Annotated in this window: 17 protein-coding genes; 9 read left to right on the top strand and 8 right to left on the bottom strand. The window is 28.1% G+C overall.

Features of this window, described 5'->3' with window-relative positions:
• The first annotated feature begins 95 nt into the window (after positions 1-95).
• The 5 genes from ACIQ11_RS01370 to ACIQ11_RS01350 all read left to right on the top strand — a co-directional run bounded on the left by ACIQ11_RS01370 (position 96) and on the right by ACIQ11_RS01350 (position 5,712).
• The gene (locus tag ACIQ11_RS01370) at positions 96-3,896 is read left to right on the top strand and encodes a T9SS type A sorting domain-containing protein (RefSeq protein WP_396152098.1); all 3,801 of its coding nucleotides are present in this window, start codon (positions 96-98) and stop codon (positions 3,894-3,896) included.
• Between the two features lie 69 nt (positions 3,897-3,965).
• Positions 3,966-4,139 (top strand): hypothetical protein, encoded by a 174-nt coding sequence (locus tag ACIQ11_RS01365; RefSeq protein WP_396152096.1) that lies wholly within the window; start codon positions 3,966-3,968, stop codon positions 4,137-4,139.
• Positions 4,136-5,017: a hypothetical protein gene (locus ACIQ11_RS01360; RefSeq protein WP_396152094.1), complete on the top strand. Its 882-nt coding sequence runs from the start codon at positions 4,136-4,138 to the stop codon at positions 5,015-5,017. Before ACIQ11_RS01365 ends, ACIQ11_RS01360 begins: the two co-directional genes overlap by 4 nt.
• A gap of 83 nt (positions 5,018-5,100) precedes the next feature.
• On the top strand, positions 5,101-5,310 hold the full coding sequence (locus tag ACIQ11_RS01355) for a hypothetical protein (RefSeq protein WP_396152092.1): 210 nt from the start codon (positions 5,101-5,103) through the stop codon (positions 5,308-5,310).
• A gap of 96 nt (positions 5,311-5,406) precedes the next feature.
• Positions 5,407-5,712 carry an SdpI family protein gene (locus tag ACIQ11_RS01350; protein WP_396152090.1) on the top strand — a complete coding sequence of 102 codons (306 nt, stop codon included), beginning with the start codon at positions 5,407-5,409 and terminating at the stop codon, positions 5,710-5,712.
• A 47-nt stretch (positions 5,713-5,759) separates the two neighbouring features.
• On the opposite strand, the gene ACIQ11_RS01345 is transcribed toward ACIQ11_RS01350, so the two are convergent.
• The 3 genes from ACIQ11_RS01345 to ACIQ11_RS01335 are packed head-to-tail and all read right to left on the bottom strand — an operon-like array spanning position 5,760 to position 7,618.
• A complete protein-coding gene (locus ACIQ11_RS01345) occupies positions 5,760-6,320 on the bottom strand; it encodes a DUF6642 family protein (RefSeq protein ID WP_396152088.1) in 561 nt (186 codons plus the stop codon).
• A gap of 5 nt (positions 6,321-6,325) precedes the next feature.
• Complete coding sequence (locus tag ACIQ11_RS01340) at positions 6,326-7,036, bottom strand: potassium channel family protein (protein WP_353079825.1); 711 nt, start codon at positions 7,034-7,036, stop codon at positions 6,326-6,328.
• Positions 7,037-7,054: 18 nt separating this feature from the next.
• Positions 7,055-7,618: a spermidine synthase gene (locus tag ACIQ11_RS01335; RefSeq protein WP_396152086.1), complete on the bottom strand. Its 564-nt coding sequence runs from the start codon at positions 7,616-7,618 to the stop codon at positions 7,055-7,057.
• Between the two features lie 156 nt (positions 7,619-7,774).
• Here ACIQ11_RS01335 and ACIQ11_RS01330 point away from each other — a divergent pair, with 156 nt between their 5' ends.
• Positions 7,775-8,326, top strand: coding sequence for a 1-acyl-sn-glycerol-3-phosphate acyltransferase (locus tag ACIQ11_RS01330; protein ID WP_396152084.1), 552 nt, complete (start codon positions 7,775-7,777; stop codon positions 8,324-8,326).
• Here ACIQ11_RS01330 and ACIQ11_RS01325 read toward each other — a convergent pair.
• Positions 8,323-8,772 (bottom strand): helix-turn-helix domain-containing protein, encoded by a 450-nt coding sequence (locus ACIQ11_RS01325; RefSeq protein WP_396152082.1) that lies wholly within the window; start codon positions 8,770-8,772, stop codon positions 8,323-8,325. The two genes, ACIQ11_RS01330 and ACIQ11_RS01325, sit on opposite strands and share 4 nt — an antisense overlap.
• Before the next feature lie 249 nt (positions 8,773-9,021).
• On the opposite strand from ACIQ11_RS01325, the gene ACIQ11_RS01320 reads away from it, so the two are divergent.
• Together ACIQ11_RS01320 and ACIQ11_RS01315 are read left to right on the top strand one after the other, a co-directional pair.
• The gene (locus tag ACIQ11_RS01320) at positions 9,022-10,158 is read left to right on the top strand and encodes a M14 family zinc carboxypeptidase (RefSeq protein ID WP_396152079.1); all 1,137 of its coding nucleotides are present in this window, start codon (positions 9,022-9,024) and stop codon (positions 10,156-10,158) included.
• Positions 10,159-10,185: 27 nt separating this feature from the next.
• Positions 10,186-10,665, top strand: coding sequence for an Lrp/AsnC family transcriptional regulator (locus tag ACIQ11_RS01315; RefSeq protein WP_166077097.1), 480 nt, complete (start codon positions 10,186-10,188; stop codon positions 10,663-10,665).
• 62 nt (positions 10,666-10,727) lie between these two features.
• Here ACIQ11_RS01315 and ACIQ11_RS01310 read toward each other — a convergent pair whose 3' ends face one another.
• From ACIQ11_RS01310 to aroB, 4 genes are all read right to left on the bottom strand, one after another.
• On the bottom strand, positions 10,728-11,111 hold the full coding sequence (locus ACIQ11_RS01310; protein ID WP_353079534.1) for a DNA primase: 384 nt from the start codon (positions 11,109-11,111) through the stop codon (positions 10,728-10,730).
• Positions 11,112-11,198: 87 nt separating this feature from the next.
• The gene (locus ACIQ11_RS01305) at positions 11,199-12,173 is read right to left on the bottom strand and encodes a deoxyhypusine synthase family protein (RefSeq protein ID WP_396152077.1); all 975 of its coding nucleotides are present in this window, start codon (positions 12,171-12,173) and stop codon (positions 11,199-11,201) included.
• Between the two features lie 5 nt (positions 12,174-12,178).
• The gene (locus ACIQ11_RS01300; RefSeq protein ID WP_396150291.1) at positions 12,179-13,594 is read right to left on the bottom strand and encodes an arginine decarboxylase; all 1,416 of its coding nucleotides are present in this window, start codon (positions 13,592-13,594) and stop codon (positions 12,179-12,181) included.
• Between the two features lie 97 nt (positions 13,595-13,691).
• Positions 13,692-14,762, bottom strand: coding sequence for a 3-dehydroquinate synthase (gene aroB / locus ACIQ11_RS01295; RefSeq protein WP_396152075.1), 1,071 nt, complete (start codon positions 14,760-14,762; stop codon positions 13,692-13,694).
• A gap of 98 nt (positions 14,763-14,860) precedes the next feature.
• Here aroB and ACIQ11_RS01290 point away from each other — a divergent pair, with 98 nt between their 5' ends.
• On the top strand, positions 14,861-16,030 hold the full coding sequence (locus tag ACIQ11_RS01290; RefSeq protein WP_396152104.1) for a proline dehydrogenase family protein: 1,170 nt from the start codon (positions 14,861-14,863) through the stop codon (positions 16,028-16,030).
• Positions 16,031-16,046 lie beyond the last annotated feature (16 nt).

Below are 16,046 nucleotides of genomic sequence, written 5' to 3'. Positions count from 1 at the left end.
TTTTGGATGTATTGGATTAATTAGTTTTAAAAAGGTTAAATTAAGATAAAGTATTGACAAACATAAACTAAAAATTAAATTTAAAATAACAATAAATGAAAACAAAAATTCTCTTTATTTTAATTACTATTACATCATTATGTAATGCACAAACTGTTACAATTCCGGATGTCAATTTTAAAAATGCACTAACTAATTCCTCTTGTGTTGATGCTGATTTAAATGGTTCTTACGAAAGTGATGCTGATTTAAACAATGATGGACAAATACAATCATCTGAAGCTTCAGTTATTCAAAGATTAAGAATATCAGGCAAAAGTATTTCAGATTTAACTGGTATTCAAAGTTTTACCAATATTAAAAAACTACTTTGTAATAATAATCTTTTAACCACAGTAGATTTTAGTTCTAATTTAAATTTACAAGAAATTGATTGTAATTCAAATAGATTTGTTTCGTTGTCAATTAATGGTTTATCTTTCTTAAACACATTAAACATCTATCCAAATATATTATTACAAAATTTAACCGTAACAAATAATCCTTTATTAACTACTTTAACTTTAGGCACTAGTTTTGGTTCACTTTCAAGTTTAGTAAGTTTAAATTGTTCCAATAACGCTATTAATAGTTTAAGTTTTTTCAATGACGGCTATCCGTTTACAAATTTAACAACGGTTGATTGCTCTTTTAATCGATTAACCAGTATTTCATTAAACACAGCAATAACAAATTTAAATGTTTCAAATAATTTGTTTACTACTTTTTCATTATCAAAACCAAATATTGTTAGTTTAAACATTTCAAACAACAATCTTACAACGTTAGACGTATATAATTGTGGTAATTTATCGTCACTTCAATATTCAGGAAATCCAAATTTGAATGTGTTGGGAATAACAAATACGAATATAACAACTTTATCTATTCATGATCTCATTAATTTACAAACCTTTAATTGCGGATTTAACACATCTGGTGTTGGAACACCATTAACTTCGCTTGAAATATATAACTTACCCTCTCTAATTAATTTTAATTGCGTTGGAAACAATATTTCAACCTTGGTAATTGCAAATTTTCCAAACTTAACAAACATTAACTATGGTAATAATCCGAATGTAAATCTTACTTTATCCAATCTTCCTTCAATAATAAACTATTCTACAAGTGTTGGAAGTTCAATAAGTATTAATAACATGTCGAATTTGAGTACGTTAACTTTTAATAATAATTCTAATTTTTCTGATAATTTTGATAATATTTATATTGATAATAATAATTTGTTGTCAACAATAAATTTTACTCAAAATACAATTAGTCAGTTTCAATTAACAAACTTACCGAATTTAACAACTTTTAATTTTAGATGTATACAAACCACGCCTTATAACTTATCTATTAATTCGCTTCCAAATCTTACAAATGTTAATCTAGATATTAAAAACAATTGTAATCTTAGTTTAACAAATTTACCGTTACTTTATCAGATCGAAATTAAAGGTGTAACCACATTTAATATCCATGATTTACCACAATTATATAGGATTAAATCACAACAAAGTATTTTAACGAATTTTACACTTAATAACTTGCCAAGTTTATATGAATTATTGCTTAATAATAATGCTATTACTAGTTTAAATCTTCAAAATTTACCCAATTTATATACGGTAGATGTAAGTAACAATGATGTTTCAACAATATCTCTGGTTAATTTACCTTTACTACATGATATGAATTTTGAGTATAATCTTTTTCCAACAACAAATGCAATTTATTCTTTTAGCAACTTACCTAATTTATACAGCTTAAATTTCAATCGTACTTCTGTGGATAGTATTCTTTTAAATAATTTACCTTCTTTATATACCTTTAATCTTGATTCTAATCCAAACATTTCAAATTTAAGTTTTAATAACTTGCCAAGCTTATATAACATAACAATTATGCAATGTTCAACTTTGAATTCAACACTTTTTCAGAATTTGAATTCATTTTATAAATTAAAAATATATAATATTGCAATACAAGGAATAAACTTAAGTAATTTACCAAATTTATATGATGTTGAAATTGTTAACAACAGCAACATTCTAAACAATTCAATAATATTAAGCAACTTATCAAGTCTTTTTAAATTAAATTTATCCTATAATGGCTTAGATACATTTAATTTTAATAGTCTTCCAAATTTGCAAGAATTGAATATATCATCGAATGATTTACAAACAATTTATTTACAAAATCTTGTTAATTTAAGAGTTTTAAATATTTCTGGTAATAATTTATATCTTTTAAGTTTGGATTTATCTTCGAACCCAAACATTAGTCATATTAACTACTCTACTGGTTGGATTCATGATAAATTAAAATATATTAATTTAAGAAATGGGAATAGTAATTTAACTTCTATAATCGTTGGAAGCGGTACTTCAACATCTGTAACCAGAATTTGTGTGGATAGTGATTCCGAAAAATTATTATTACAATCATTAGATTCAAGTTTAGCCAATACTGTTTTCACAACCTATTGTTCATTCAATCCAGCAGGAACATTTTATACAGTGGAAGGTACTAGTTTATTAGATACTAACAACAACGGTTGTGGGGTTGGAGATATTTCTTTTCCAATGATTAACTTAAATATAGAAAGTGCTGGAATTACAAATAGTCATTTTGCAAATAATTCTGGAAATTATTCTCTTCCTTTATCGGCTGGGCAATATACAATTACGCCTGCTTTTGAAAATCCAGGTTTCTATAGTTTTTCCCCATCATCAATAAATGTTACGTTTCCATCTAATATTAGTCCTTACAATCAAAATTTCTGTGTACTTCCTAACGGAAATCATAACGATTTAGAAATAAACATTTTACCAATTTCTTCTGCTCGTCCTGGATTTGATGCTGCTTATAAATTAGTATTTAAAAACAAAGGAACAACTGTTCAAACAGGTACAATTAATTTCACTTTTAATGATAGTTTTATTGATTATGTTTTAAGTAATCAATCTGTTTCTAACCAATCAATAGGAAGCTTGACCTGGAACTTTACTAACTTATTACCTTTTGAGACTAGAGAAATAAATTTTATATTAAATCTAAATTCACCAACAGAAAGTCCGGCATTGAATAGTAATGATATTTTAAATTTTACGGCCTCTATAAATGGACAAACAGATGAAATACCAAATGACAATATTTCTCTTTTAAATCAAATTGTGGTTAATTCTTATGACCCAAATGACAAAACTTGTTTGGAAGGAATTACAATTACTCCAAATATGGTAGGTGAATATGTTCATTATTTAATAAGATTTGAAAACAATGGAACTGCAAATGCACAAAATATTGTAGTAAAGGATATGATTGATACTAGTAAATTTGATATCAATACTTTAATCCCTATCAAAGGAAGTCATAACTTTGAAACAAGAATATCAAGCACTAATAAAGTAGAGTTTATTTTTAAAAATATAAATCTTCCTTTTGATAATGCTAACAATGACGGTTATGTATCTTTTAAAATTAAAACAAAACCAAATTTAGTTGTAGGCAATACTTTTAGTAATTTGGCTAATATTTATTTTGATTATAATTTTCCAATAGTTACAAACAATTACACAACAACTATTCAAAATACATTAAGCTTACAAGAATACAATTATATTAATGATATTGTAGCTTATCCTAATCCTGTTAAAGATATTTTAAGATTTAAAACTGAACATAGTATATTTAAAATTGAAGTTTATGATATTGCTGGAAGAATTTTAAGTTCAAATTCGATTTCTGAAAATATAATTGATTTAAGTGCACTTAAAACAGGTGATTATATTTTAAAACTTTATACAGATAAAGGAATCAGGAATACTAAAATAATGAAAGAATAAATACAAGACATGAAAACAATAAAATAAACAATGAACAGATTTTTTTACTTTAAACTTACATTTTTATCAATGTCAGCTGGACTTTTTACTGCAAGTTTAGTATATGGATTATTTGATATTGATTTTTCAAATACTGAAGCAATAACAAAATTAGTGTTGAAATCTTTTGTAACTGCAACCGTTACAGGTTTAATATTAGGGATAATGAATATGTTTTTAAAAATTGGTAATTTCCAGAAATGAGAAGATTCTTGAAATATATTATAAACCTAATTTTATTTTTTTGTGTATTTCAAGGTAATGCGCAACAAAAAGTAATTTGCGATTCTATAACCAAGAATCCTATTTCTTATGTTGCAGTAACTTGCCCTGAACAAAATATTGGTTTTTATAATTTCGAAAATGGTTATTTTCAAATGAATAAAAGTATCACTACTTATTCTTTTGAACACTTTTCATATAAACCAAAAGTGAACCTAACGATTCATAATTTAGATACTATTTTTTTATCACCAAAAACAACTACCATAGAAGAAGTCTTTGTCTCAAAACGCGATAAATTTATAAGTTTAAAAAGTTTAAAATATGACAACTATTTTAAAAGTTTTCCAGTAACCTACACAAGTGAACTAGTCACATTTATACAAAATAAAAAGAATCTTTCTTATTTTATAGATAAAATTAGTATTCCATTAAATAATTCAAAGTTTCCAAATATGGAAAAAATAAATTTGAAGAATTATTGCAGAATAAATATTTATAAAAAAAACAATTTGATTTTAGAAAAAATCTATGAAAGTGATGTTAAGATATTCAATTACTCGCAAAAGGATAAGGTATCAATTGATATAAAAGAAGAAAATATAGTTCTTGACGAAAAAGGAATTTTTATTGGTTTAGAACTGATTGTATTAAACCCAGAAATCGAGAAATCTCGTATTTCTCCTTTTTTAACTAGTATGGAATCTTTAAATTATTTTGCAAAAACATACATTAAGAAAAGTTTCGAAAAAAAAATAGCTGATTTATATGAAATAAACAAAGCAACAGAATACGCATTGGGAAATAAACACAAAAACAAAAATTTAAATTTAGCATTGGAATTAGAATTATCCTACTAAATTTATTGTATTTTAAAAATAGCTCAAAGTCGGGTTGTAAATCCGCGCAATCGGTTCAGAGAATGCAAAAAAACAATAGTAAAATGAAAATAGTCAAAATTTTAATAGGGTTAATTCTTCTTTATTCTATTTTTTTTAGGTTGATTACAGGATTTTTTGATTTTCTAAATAAAAATAGAGATATGGGATTTTGGATATCAATTTTTGAAAGTGATTTACCTAATTTAGTGGGTATATTTTCAATGATTTACTTATTATGGTTTTTAATAAAATCTAAAGAACAGTCAAATTAATAAAAACCCGATGGCTTGGATATTTCCTCTAACGGATAGTACAAATACCTTCTGTTTAGCTATGAATTACACTCACTCATTATAAATAAAACAATTATGAACTTCATTTACTTAACACTTTTATTACTTGGGGTTTTTATGAAGTTTTTTACACCAAAGCAACCCAATTATTATTTTGGTTATCAATTAGGTAGTGCTAAAAAAAGTACGGAAAATTGGATAATGGCTAATAAATATGCTTCAAATTATATGATTGTTTTATTCTCTTTTTTAGTTAAAGCGTCCTTTTTATTTGATTATTTTAGTTATGAAAATGAGTTTTTGTTGCTTTTCTTCCTTATTCTTGGATATGTGACTATCTACTTTAGAATTGAGAAAATTTTGAAAGATAAAATTCGATAACCTAATAAATCCAGATGCTTAAACAAGTTCAGCAGGACAAGAACAGTTTAATAATACAATCTAAAATCTAATACTTTACAAAGGGCATAATTTTTTTCAAAAAGCGTTTCAACTACTTCGTCTATATTTTCGTTGTCTTGAAAGAGTTTAAAAAATTCTAAATCTAAATTGTAGCTTTTTAAATTGGTGTATTTTGCACCATATCCAGAAATGGCTTTTGCACCCGTTACATCTAAGAAAAACTGAGCTTCATCGTTAGTTAATTCAAGCGTTTTGGTATTGGCAAAATGAATGATTTTTCCTTTCATTTTTCCTTCAAAAAGTTCAGCAATTTCATCTAAACTGTAATAGTAATCGTATATGCAAATGGTATTGTCTTCGCCTTGCATTACCAAATAAATGATTTCATAATTCGTGAAATTATGGTCGTCGTAGAGTAGTGCCGACAAACTTTCTTCTACCCCTTCAATCGTATCGCAAGCTTTATAAATAGAGGCTATTTCGTAATTCAGAGCCAAGCGTTCTAATTGGTGCTGAATGTCTGTAACAGTAACCTTTTCGACATCTGAAACGGCTTCCAAGCAAAAAATAAATTGGTTATCCATCATTTATATTACTCTTCGTTATCAAAATACCCTTTATTTTTTACTTTGGCTGAAAAGAAGTTTAAAAACAATACCACAAACGATAAAAAGAACATAGCTTGAATACTAACTAATACTTTAGCATATGGTGTTACGGGGTAAAAATCGCCATATCCTACAGAGTTTGCCGTAATTATGCTAAAATAAACGGCATCAAACCAATGTGTAAAAGGTTTGTTCATATTATCTCCCAAAGTATATAAAACAGCAAATGCAAAAACAATTTCTAAATAATTTAAAAACAACAATAACATCGAACGTTTATATGACTTTGGTCGCGAAAGCATATCTGAAGCGAAAATTAATGTAGGTATATATAAAATGGTTTCTAAAAGCAGGTATACCATAATATAAATTAAAATATTTTGATCTTGTAAGTTGTTTTTTAAGATATAAATTGGAAATAGCAATTTTAAAATGATGTAAGAATCCATTGCAATATCTTGATACTCATAGTTTTTTCTTGAAAATAAGTACTTAATGTAGACACCAGGAAAAATTAGTTGTGAAATTGATAAAGACAATCTAAATATTTTTTCAATGCCGTTATCCTCTTGATGGTCGTTATTCCAAATGGATTGGATATTTACTATGCGCTTTCGAATGGGATTTACTTTTAAAAGCGGCTTGTCTGTTTTGGTAATATTTCCCAATAATAGTTTTCTTAAAAAATGTTTCATATTGTATGGGTTGAAATTTTATATATTTTTAATTATAATTACATTATTATATTTTTCAATATTCTTTAGCACTTTTGTTTCGTATAAATTTGAATCAAAATGCGATAGATAGTCTTCTGTTTTTGAAAGATTACTTTTATTTAAATGCATCGTATTAAATAAGATATACCCGTTTTTATTAAGTAATCGTTTACAATTAGTAATGAAGCTTTCTTGAAATAAAAACTCAGGCATTTCGGTATCTTTAAAAATATCAATAATTAGTAAATCGTATTGGTTTTTATCTGTTTTTACAAACTGTTCCGCATCTTGAATAAGACATTTAAAATTACTTATTTTATCTAAACCGAAATACGAATTGGCAATTTGTATAATTTCTGAATCCAATTCTACACCTGTAATTTTTTTGGAAAACGAAAAATCAGTAACTAACGTTTGCACGACGCTACCGCCAGCTACACCCAAAATTAATATAGATTCCATTCTATTAATTTCAGCTGCACCAATATCTAAAAGTCCTTTTTTTAATATTGACTGCAAACTTCCGAAAGAATAATTCGTGTTTTTGGTGTTTAGTAGCATTTTTCCGTTGTATATAGTCACTTCAATTGACTTGCTTATCGTTGAAGTTTCCTTATAAATTGTGATAGGATAGAAGTAGCTGAGTATTTTTTTAAACATCATCATATAAATTACGTAAATATACTTTATTTTTGCTTTTTCTCAAAATGTAAAAGAATGAAACATTCACTATATAGACTACTGTTTTTTAAAATAATGGGCTGGAAAGTCAAGGGTACTTTTGACGCCTCAATTAAAAAATGCGTACTAATTGTAGTGCCTCACACCAGTTGGTTTGATTTTTTTATTGGTGTTTTTTTTAGAGGAACCTATCCTGTAGAAATTAATTTTTTAGCTAAACAAGAATTGTTTCGTTTTCCGTTAGGCGGCTATTTAAAATGGATGGGGGGCATTCCACTTAATAGAAATAAGACAGAAAATAAGGTAGAAGCCATTGCAAAAATATTCGACACAAAAGATGTTTTGCGATTGTCGTTGTCTCCAGAAGGCACCAGAAAAAAGGTAACACAATGGAAATCTGGGTATTATTATATCGCTCAAAAAGCAAATGTGCCGATAATTCCTATTGCATTTGATTATGAAAACAAACAAGTTATTATTTTTGATGCATTCACAATAACTAACGATTTTGAGAAAGATTCATTTTACTTAGAATCTTTATTTACCAATATTAAAGGAAAAGTACCAGCTTTTAGTTACACTCGTTAAGGCGTGTAATTCTTAAACGTTCCATCGTTATAAAACACTACAATTCGTTCTATTTTTGACTCCGAATGTATCGGTTTGACTTCTGTTTCAATTTTTGGCATATTTGATTTATTTTCAGGAAGAGTTTCAAATAGGGTAGTTTTTTGAGAAAACAAATCTATTTCTTGTTCTGTTTTTTCTTCGGACGAAACAGTTAATTTTTCATTAGAACCCATTTCTCCTTTTGGAAAACTTCCTTTTCCATTTAGCAACCACAATAATTCTACTTCAGGAAAATTTTCAATTACTTTTAATATAAAATCTAAACTCGGTTTGTTTCTACCAGAAAGTAGGTGAGAGATACTTGATCGTTGTACATTAATTTTATCTGCAAAAAGAGAGGCTGTTAAACCATAATACTCAAAAATGGTTTCTAATCGTTTTACGAAGTGGTCTGTATTTATCATCCGAATTAAAATTGAAATATTGTTTACAAATGTAACAAATTATTGTTAAAACATAATGATATACCGTTTATTTAAGCATAAATAATGATTTATTATACAAATATATAGTTTATATAATAGTATTTAAGTAACTGAAATTAAGTTATTTAGATTAATTAATTAAAATATGTTTACACTTGTAAAATTTAAGTTGAAAGAAAACGCATATTTCAGTTTCATTTGTAGGTTTTTGTTGTTTACAAATGTAAAATGAAATATATTTACATTTGTAATATGAAAGATAATTTACAATTAGCCACCAAATATCTGTACGAATCGATTCAAGGAAGATACGTAACAGCTACTCATTTATATTCTTTTTTAGAAACCTTACCTTCTGTATTTAAAATTTCAACCGTTGGGTTTTCTGTAAAACAGCAACCTATAAAAGTGATTCAATTTGGAGAAGGAAAGGTTAAGATTTTGATTTGGTCGCAAATGCACGGGAATGAAAGTACTACAACTAAAGGTCTGATAGATTATTTAAACTTTTTACATCATAACGAAAATGAGTTTGAAAGCCTTTCAAAATTAGTTACTTTTTATATTATACCGATATTAAATCCAGACGGCGCAGCAGCTTATACAAGAGAAAATGCCAATGGCGTAGATTTAAACAGAGATGCTTTTGAATGCACACAACCTGAAAGTAAGGTATTACGGACAGTTTTAGAAACTTTTACTCCTGATTATTGTTTTAATCTACACGACCAACGTACTATTTTTGGTTTGTTGGAAAGTCAGAAACCTGCAACGATGTCATTTCTAACAGCATCCTATAACGAAGCACGTACATTTAATTCGGTTCGAGAAGAAGCTGCCGCTGTAATTGTTGGTATTAATAATGAATTACAAAAATACATTCCTAATCAAGTCGGACGATTTGATGATTCCTTTAATATTAATTGTACAGGAGATTATTTTACAAATAGGGGATATCCTACTATTTTATTTGAAGCGGGACATTATGTAAATGATTATAATCGAGACGAAGTTAGAAAATTTGTTTTCATCGCTTTAAAAGCTGCAATTTCATTTATTAACGAAAACGATATAGTTAGCAACGATTTGGGGAATTATTTGAATATTTATCAAAATAATAAATGTTTTTATGATTTTATTTTCAAAAATGTGAAAATTAATGATAATAATGTAGAAAAAAATATTAAATTTGCAGTTCAATATAAGGAAGTTTTAAAAGGTAATAGAATTGAATTTATTCCTGAAATTATTCAGATTGAAAATTTAGACACTTTTTTCGCCCATCAAACCATTTATTTTGAAAATAAAATGTATGAATATGAAGATCGAAACTTCCCTAAAATTGGCGACATTATAAAAGTTTAGTATAAAAAAGATAAAAACAGATTGATTATGAGTAAGTTTAGATTAGATGAAGTAGATCACCAGATTTTAGATATGTTAATTGACAATACTAGAATCCCTTTTACAGATATTGCTAAAAAATTATTAATATCTGCTGGTACGGTGCACGTTAGAGTAAAAAAGATGGAAGATGCGGGTATTATTCAAGGTTCTTCATTAACTTTAGATTACGAGAAATTAGGGTATTCATTCATTGCATATGTTGGTATCTTTTTAAATAGTACGTCTCAAACAAAATTTGTTTTAGAACGTATTAATGAAATTCCGTTTGTAACTGTAGCTTCTGTAACTACTGGAAAATTTAATATTTTCTGTAAAATTAGAGCAAAAGATACTGCAAATGCAAAAGACATTATTTTTCAAATTGATGATATTGATGGGGTTTACAGAACCGAAACTATGATTTCATTAGAAGAAAGCATTAACGATAAAAAACGTTTGATGCATACGATTTTTAAAGAATTGTAATAGTTAGAATTAAAAAAAATCCCGTTTAAAAACTAAACGGGATTTTTTTATGCCTTTATTTTCTATTCTTCATCGTCATCATCATCTGAATCTGATTTTATTTTATTTCCATCGGCATCTTCTTCATCATCTAATTCAATTTTTTCTTCCTCTTCCTCATCCTCGTCATCTTCAATACCTAAATCTTTAATTGCATCTATACTTACTTCTGGCGTAATAAAGTCTTCCTCTTCATCAAAATTTTCAATTCTGTCAGCCAATTTCATACTGACTTTTACTAAATAAATAGTATCTTCTGTTTTTACTTCGACTGCCTCAATGGTCTCATTTTTAGCATTTTTGAATCGAATAATATCCGAATCATCATATCCATCTGGAAATTTTTCAACCAATAGGTTTAAAATCTCGTTTGTTAATTTTGCGTACTCTACAATTACTCTCTTCATTTCTTGTTTGCCTTAATCAATTTTAATTGTCAAATTTAGTATTCTAATTTTAAAATTTAAATTTTTTTAAAACTTTTTTTTTTCTTATTACCAACCTAAAATGTAAGCAAAGATTAGAGGTGTCACAATAGTTGCGTCAGATTCTACGATAAATTTTGGTGTATCAACATCTAATTTACCCCAAGTAATTTTTTCATTTGGAACCGCTCCAGAATAGGATCCATAACTTGTAGTTGAATCTGAAATCTGACAGAAATAACTCCAAAATGGTACATCATGCATTTCCATATCTTGATATAACATTGGTACAACACAAATAGGGAAATCTCCTGCAATTCCTCCACCAACTTGGAAAAATCCAATTCCTTTTCCTGCGCAATTTTTTGGGTACCAATCTGCCAACCACATCATGTATTCAATACCGCTTTTAGTGGTTGATGCTTTAAATTCCCCTTTGATGCAGTAAGATGCGAAAATGTTACCCATAGTACTATCTTCCCAACCTGGAACAACAATAGGTAAGTTCTTTTCTGCAGCGGCAACCATCCAAGAATCTTTAGGATCGATTTCGTAATATTGCTCTAAAACCCCTGAATTAATCATTTGGTACATGAATTCGTGTGGAAAATATCTCTCGTTGTTTTTGTCTGCTTTGTTCCAAATATCATATAAATGTTGTTGCAAACGACGAAACGCTTCTTCTTCAGGAATACACGTATCTGTAACTCTGTTGAAATGATTGTCTAACAACTCTCTTTCTTCTTCTGGAGATAAATCTCTATAATTTGGTACTCTTTTGTATGAATTGTGTGCCACTAAATTCATAATATCTTCTTCTAAATTGGCACCTGTACAAGAAATAATATGAATTTTATCTTGACGAATCATTTCTGCTAATGATTTTCCTAACTCAGCGGTACTCATGGCACCAGCTAACGTTACCATCATTTTCCCGTTGTCTAACAAATGGGTTTCATATCCTTTAGCAGCATCTACTAAAGCAGCCGCGTTAAAATGTAAATAATGTTTTTCTACAAACTGACTAATTGGTCCTTTACTCATGGGGTTTATTTATTATCGTTTTTGTTTTTGTTGTATCCTAAAATTTCCAAAACTTGTTCGGCATTTTGTTGTTCAGAAAAGACTTCGGTTGCAAAAATTCCGTTTTTGTCTTTATCAATTAATATGTGTTTGGGTTGTGGTAAAATACAATGGCTTAAACCGCCATAACCGCCAATGCTTTCTTGGTAAGCACCTGTATTGAAAAAGCCAATATATAATGGTTTTTCTTTATTATACTTTGGCAAATACACGGCATTCATGTGTTGTTCGGAGTTGTAATAATCGTCTCCATCGCATGTTAATCCACCTAAAAGTACTCTTTCATAAATGTCATTCCAGCGATTTACGGCTAACATGACAAATCGTTTATTAATAGCCCAAGTATCTGGTAATGTGGTAATAAAAGAGGAGTCAATCATGTTCCAATTTTCTCTATCATTTTGTTTCTTTTGATATAAAACTTGGTATAAAGCACCTCCAGCTTCTCCAACAGTAAATGAACCAAATTCAGTAAAAATATGCGGTACATCAACTTCTGCATCATCACATGCTATTTTTATTTGGTTCAATATTTCATCAACCATATATTGATAATCGTATTCAAAAGCCAATGAATTTTTAATAGGGAAACCACCTCCAATATTTAAACTATCTAAAGATGGGCATTCTTTTTTTAAGGCAATATATACTTTCAAACACTTTACCAATTCGTTCCAGTAATAAGCCGTGTCATTAATACCGGCATTAATGAAAAAGTGAAGCATTTTAAGTTCTACTTTTTTATTTTCAGCTATTTGTTTTCTATAAAAAGGTAAAATGTCTTTATAGCCAATACCTAAACGTGACGTATAAAATTCGAATTTAGGTTCTTCCTCTGCTGCAATTCGAATTCCGATTTTAAATTTTCCATCAATTTGGTCTTGAAGTAAATCTAATTCTTCAAAATTATCAATAACTGGAATAGTGTTTTTATGTCCATTATTAATTAAACGGGCAATATTAGTTACATATTGATCACGTTTAAAACCATTACAAACGATAAAAGAATTTTTATTGATTTTCCCTTGTTCCATAAGGTTTTCAACGATATTAATATCAAAAGCTGAAGACGTTTCAATATGAATATTGTTTTTTAGAGCTTCATTTAAAATGAATTCAAAATGAGAACTTTTTGTACAATAGCAATAAAAATATTTGGCTTCATAACCATGCTTTTCCATAGCATTTCTGAACCACATTTTAGCTCTATTAATGTTTTGCGAGATTTTTGGTAAATAGGTAAATTTCAATGGCGTACCATATTGTTCTACTAATTTCATCAAATCAATACCGTGAAAATGCAAATTATCTTTATTCAAAGTAAATTCTTCCTGTGGAAAATAGAAAGTTTGATTGATAAGGTCGGAATATTTTGTATTCATTTGACTATTACTAATTTAATTAATTGAAATACGTGCCATTTTTGTTGAGCAAAAGTAAAAATAATATTACTAAAAACAGAAGTAAAGTAAAAAAAAATTAATTCTTCAAATAATCTTCAAACGCTAATAAAATCAATGATTCATCAACTATTTGATTGATTTTACTTTCCCCAATTTTATTTAATAAAGTAAATTGAACGTTTCCAAACTCATTTTTTTTGTCGAAAATCAATAAATCTAATATATTTTGGATGTCAGAATCATTAAAAGATATTTTTTCAAAAACATCAGTAATAATGTATTTTATTTCAGCATAACTATCTTTAGATATTAATTCTAACTTATAGGACAAGTAACTTTCTAATATCATACCAATAGCAATAGCTTCGCCATGAAGCAATTGTTTTTTCTCTTCGGATTCTAAGAAATAACTTTCAATAGCATGCCCTAATGTGTGCCCAAAATTTAATGCTTTTCTAATGCCGTTTTCTTTTAAATCTTGAGAAACGATTTCGTTTTTTATTTCAATTGATTGTTTTATTAAAATATCTAAATCATCTGTATTTAAGTCATTTAAGTTTTTTAATTTATCCCAATAATTTTTGTCGTAAATTAATCCGTGTTTTAGCATTTCAGCCAATCCAGAACGCATTTGGTTTGACGGTAATGTTTCTAAAAATTTAGAAATTACAATAACCGATTTTGGTTCGTTAATTACCCCAATTTGATTTTTTAAACTGCCTAAATCCACACCCGTTTTTCCACCAACAGAAGCATCAACCATAGCTAAAAGAGAAGTTGGAACATTAACAAAATCAATACCTCGTTTATATGTACTTGCTACAAAACCTCCAATATCTGTAATTACACCACCGCCTAAATTAATCATAATGCTTTTTCTATCTGCATCTAATTCAATTAAAGTATGCCATAAGTCAATACACGTGTATATGTTTTTGTTTTCTTCACCAGGTTCAATTTCAATGATTTCAATTTCAATTTCGGTTGGTAAATTCGCAAGAAAATATGGTAAACAATGCTCATTCGTGTTTTCATCTACTAATACAAAAATTTTAGAATAGGTTTCAGTTTTTAGCAGATTTTCTAAATACACAAAACTTGCATCATTAAAATAAATAGCGTAATTATCAGATTGAATAGGTGTCATTGTACAGTTTATAAATTCTTCACAAAATAAATTAAAAAATATGAGAAATCATTCGTTCAATAAGTATATTTGCATTCCTTAATATGAATTCAATAATAATGGATAAAATATTTAACAATACAGAAAAAGCATTTTCGCTTAAATCTAACTCTGAATTAAACAGAGCGCACTTTTTATTTCAAATGATTGGCAAGCCTTCATTGGTAAAAATAGGCACCTCATTAACAAATTTTGCCTTAAAATTTCATTTACCCGTTGAAAGTATTATACGAAAAACCGTATTTGATCATTTTTGTGGTGGTGTTAGCGAACAAGATTGTTTGCAAGTGGTGGCAAAAATGTACATCAAAGGCGTTTCTTCTGTATTAGATTATTCTGTAGAGGGTAAAGAAGAGGAAGCACAGTTTGACGCTTGTTTGAAAATGACGTTAAAAACAATTGATTTTGCGAAAGAAAACAAAGCCATTCCTTTTGCTGTTTTTAAACCAACCGGATTGGGAAGAATTGACTTGTATGAAAAAATAGGAGAAAAAGCATCATTAAGCACTGCGGAACAAGAAGAATGGAATAGAGTAGTGGCACGATTTGAAAAAATTTGTCAATACGCCTATGATAGCGACGTTCAAATATTAGTTGACGGTGAAGAAACCTGGATGCAAGATGCAGCAGATGAAGTAGTGGAGCGTATGATGGAAAAATTTAACACCAAAAAAGCAATTATTTTCAATACCTTACAATTGTATAGATGGGATAGAGTGCCTTATTTAAAAGCCCTGCATTTAAGAGCGAAAGAAAAAGGTTTTCATATTGGTATGAAATTAGTTCGTGGTGCATATATGGAAAAAGAAGCCAAACGTGCGGAAGAAAAAGGGTATAAAAACCCAATTTGCGAATCGAAACAAGCTACTGACATTAATTTTAATAATGGATTAAACTATATGTTAGATAATATTAATGAAATGGCTGTTTTTGCGGGCACTCACAATGAAGAAAGCTCGTACTTATTAATGAATTTAATGCAAGAAAAAGGCATTTCAAATTACGATTCTCGCATTTGGTTTGGTCAATTATATGGTATGAGTGATAATATAAGTTATAATTTAGCACATAATGGTTATAACGTTGCAAAGTACTTGCCATTTGGACCTGTTAGAGACGTAATGCCTTATTTAATAAGACGTGCGCAAGAAAATACATCTGTTGCAGGACAAACGGGAAGGGAACTAACTTTGATAATTTCTGAACGAAATAGAAGAAAATTGAAATAATACGTTAAAAAAATTC

Origin of the sequence: Flavobacterium sp. (genome assembly GCF_044361065.1) — a bacterium.
Taxonomy (GTDB): domain Bacteria; phylum Bacteroidota; class Bacteroidia; order Flavobacteriales; family Flavobacteriaceae; genus Flavobacterium.
The sequence above is the reverse complement of the archived record's forward strand: the minus strand, read 5'-3'. Positions and strand labels throughout refer to the sequence as shown.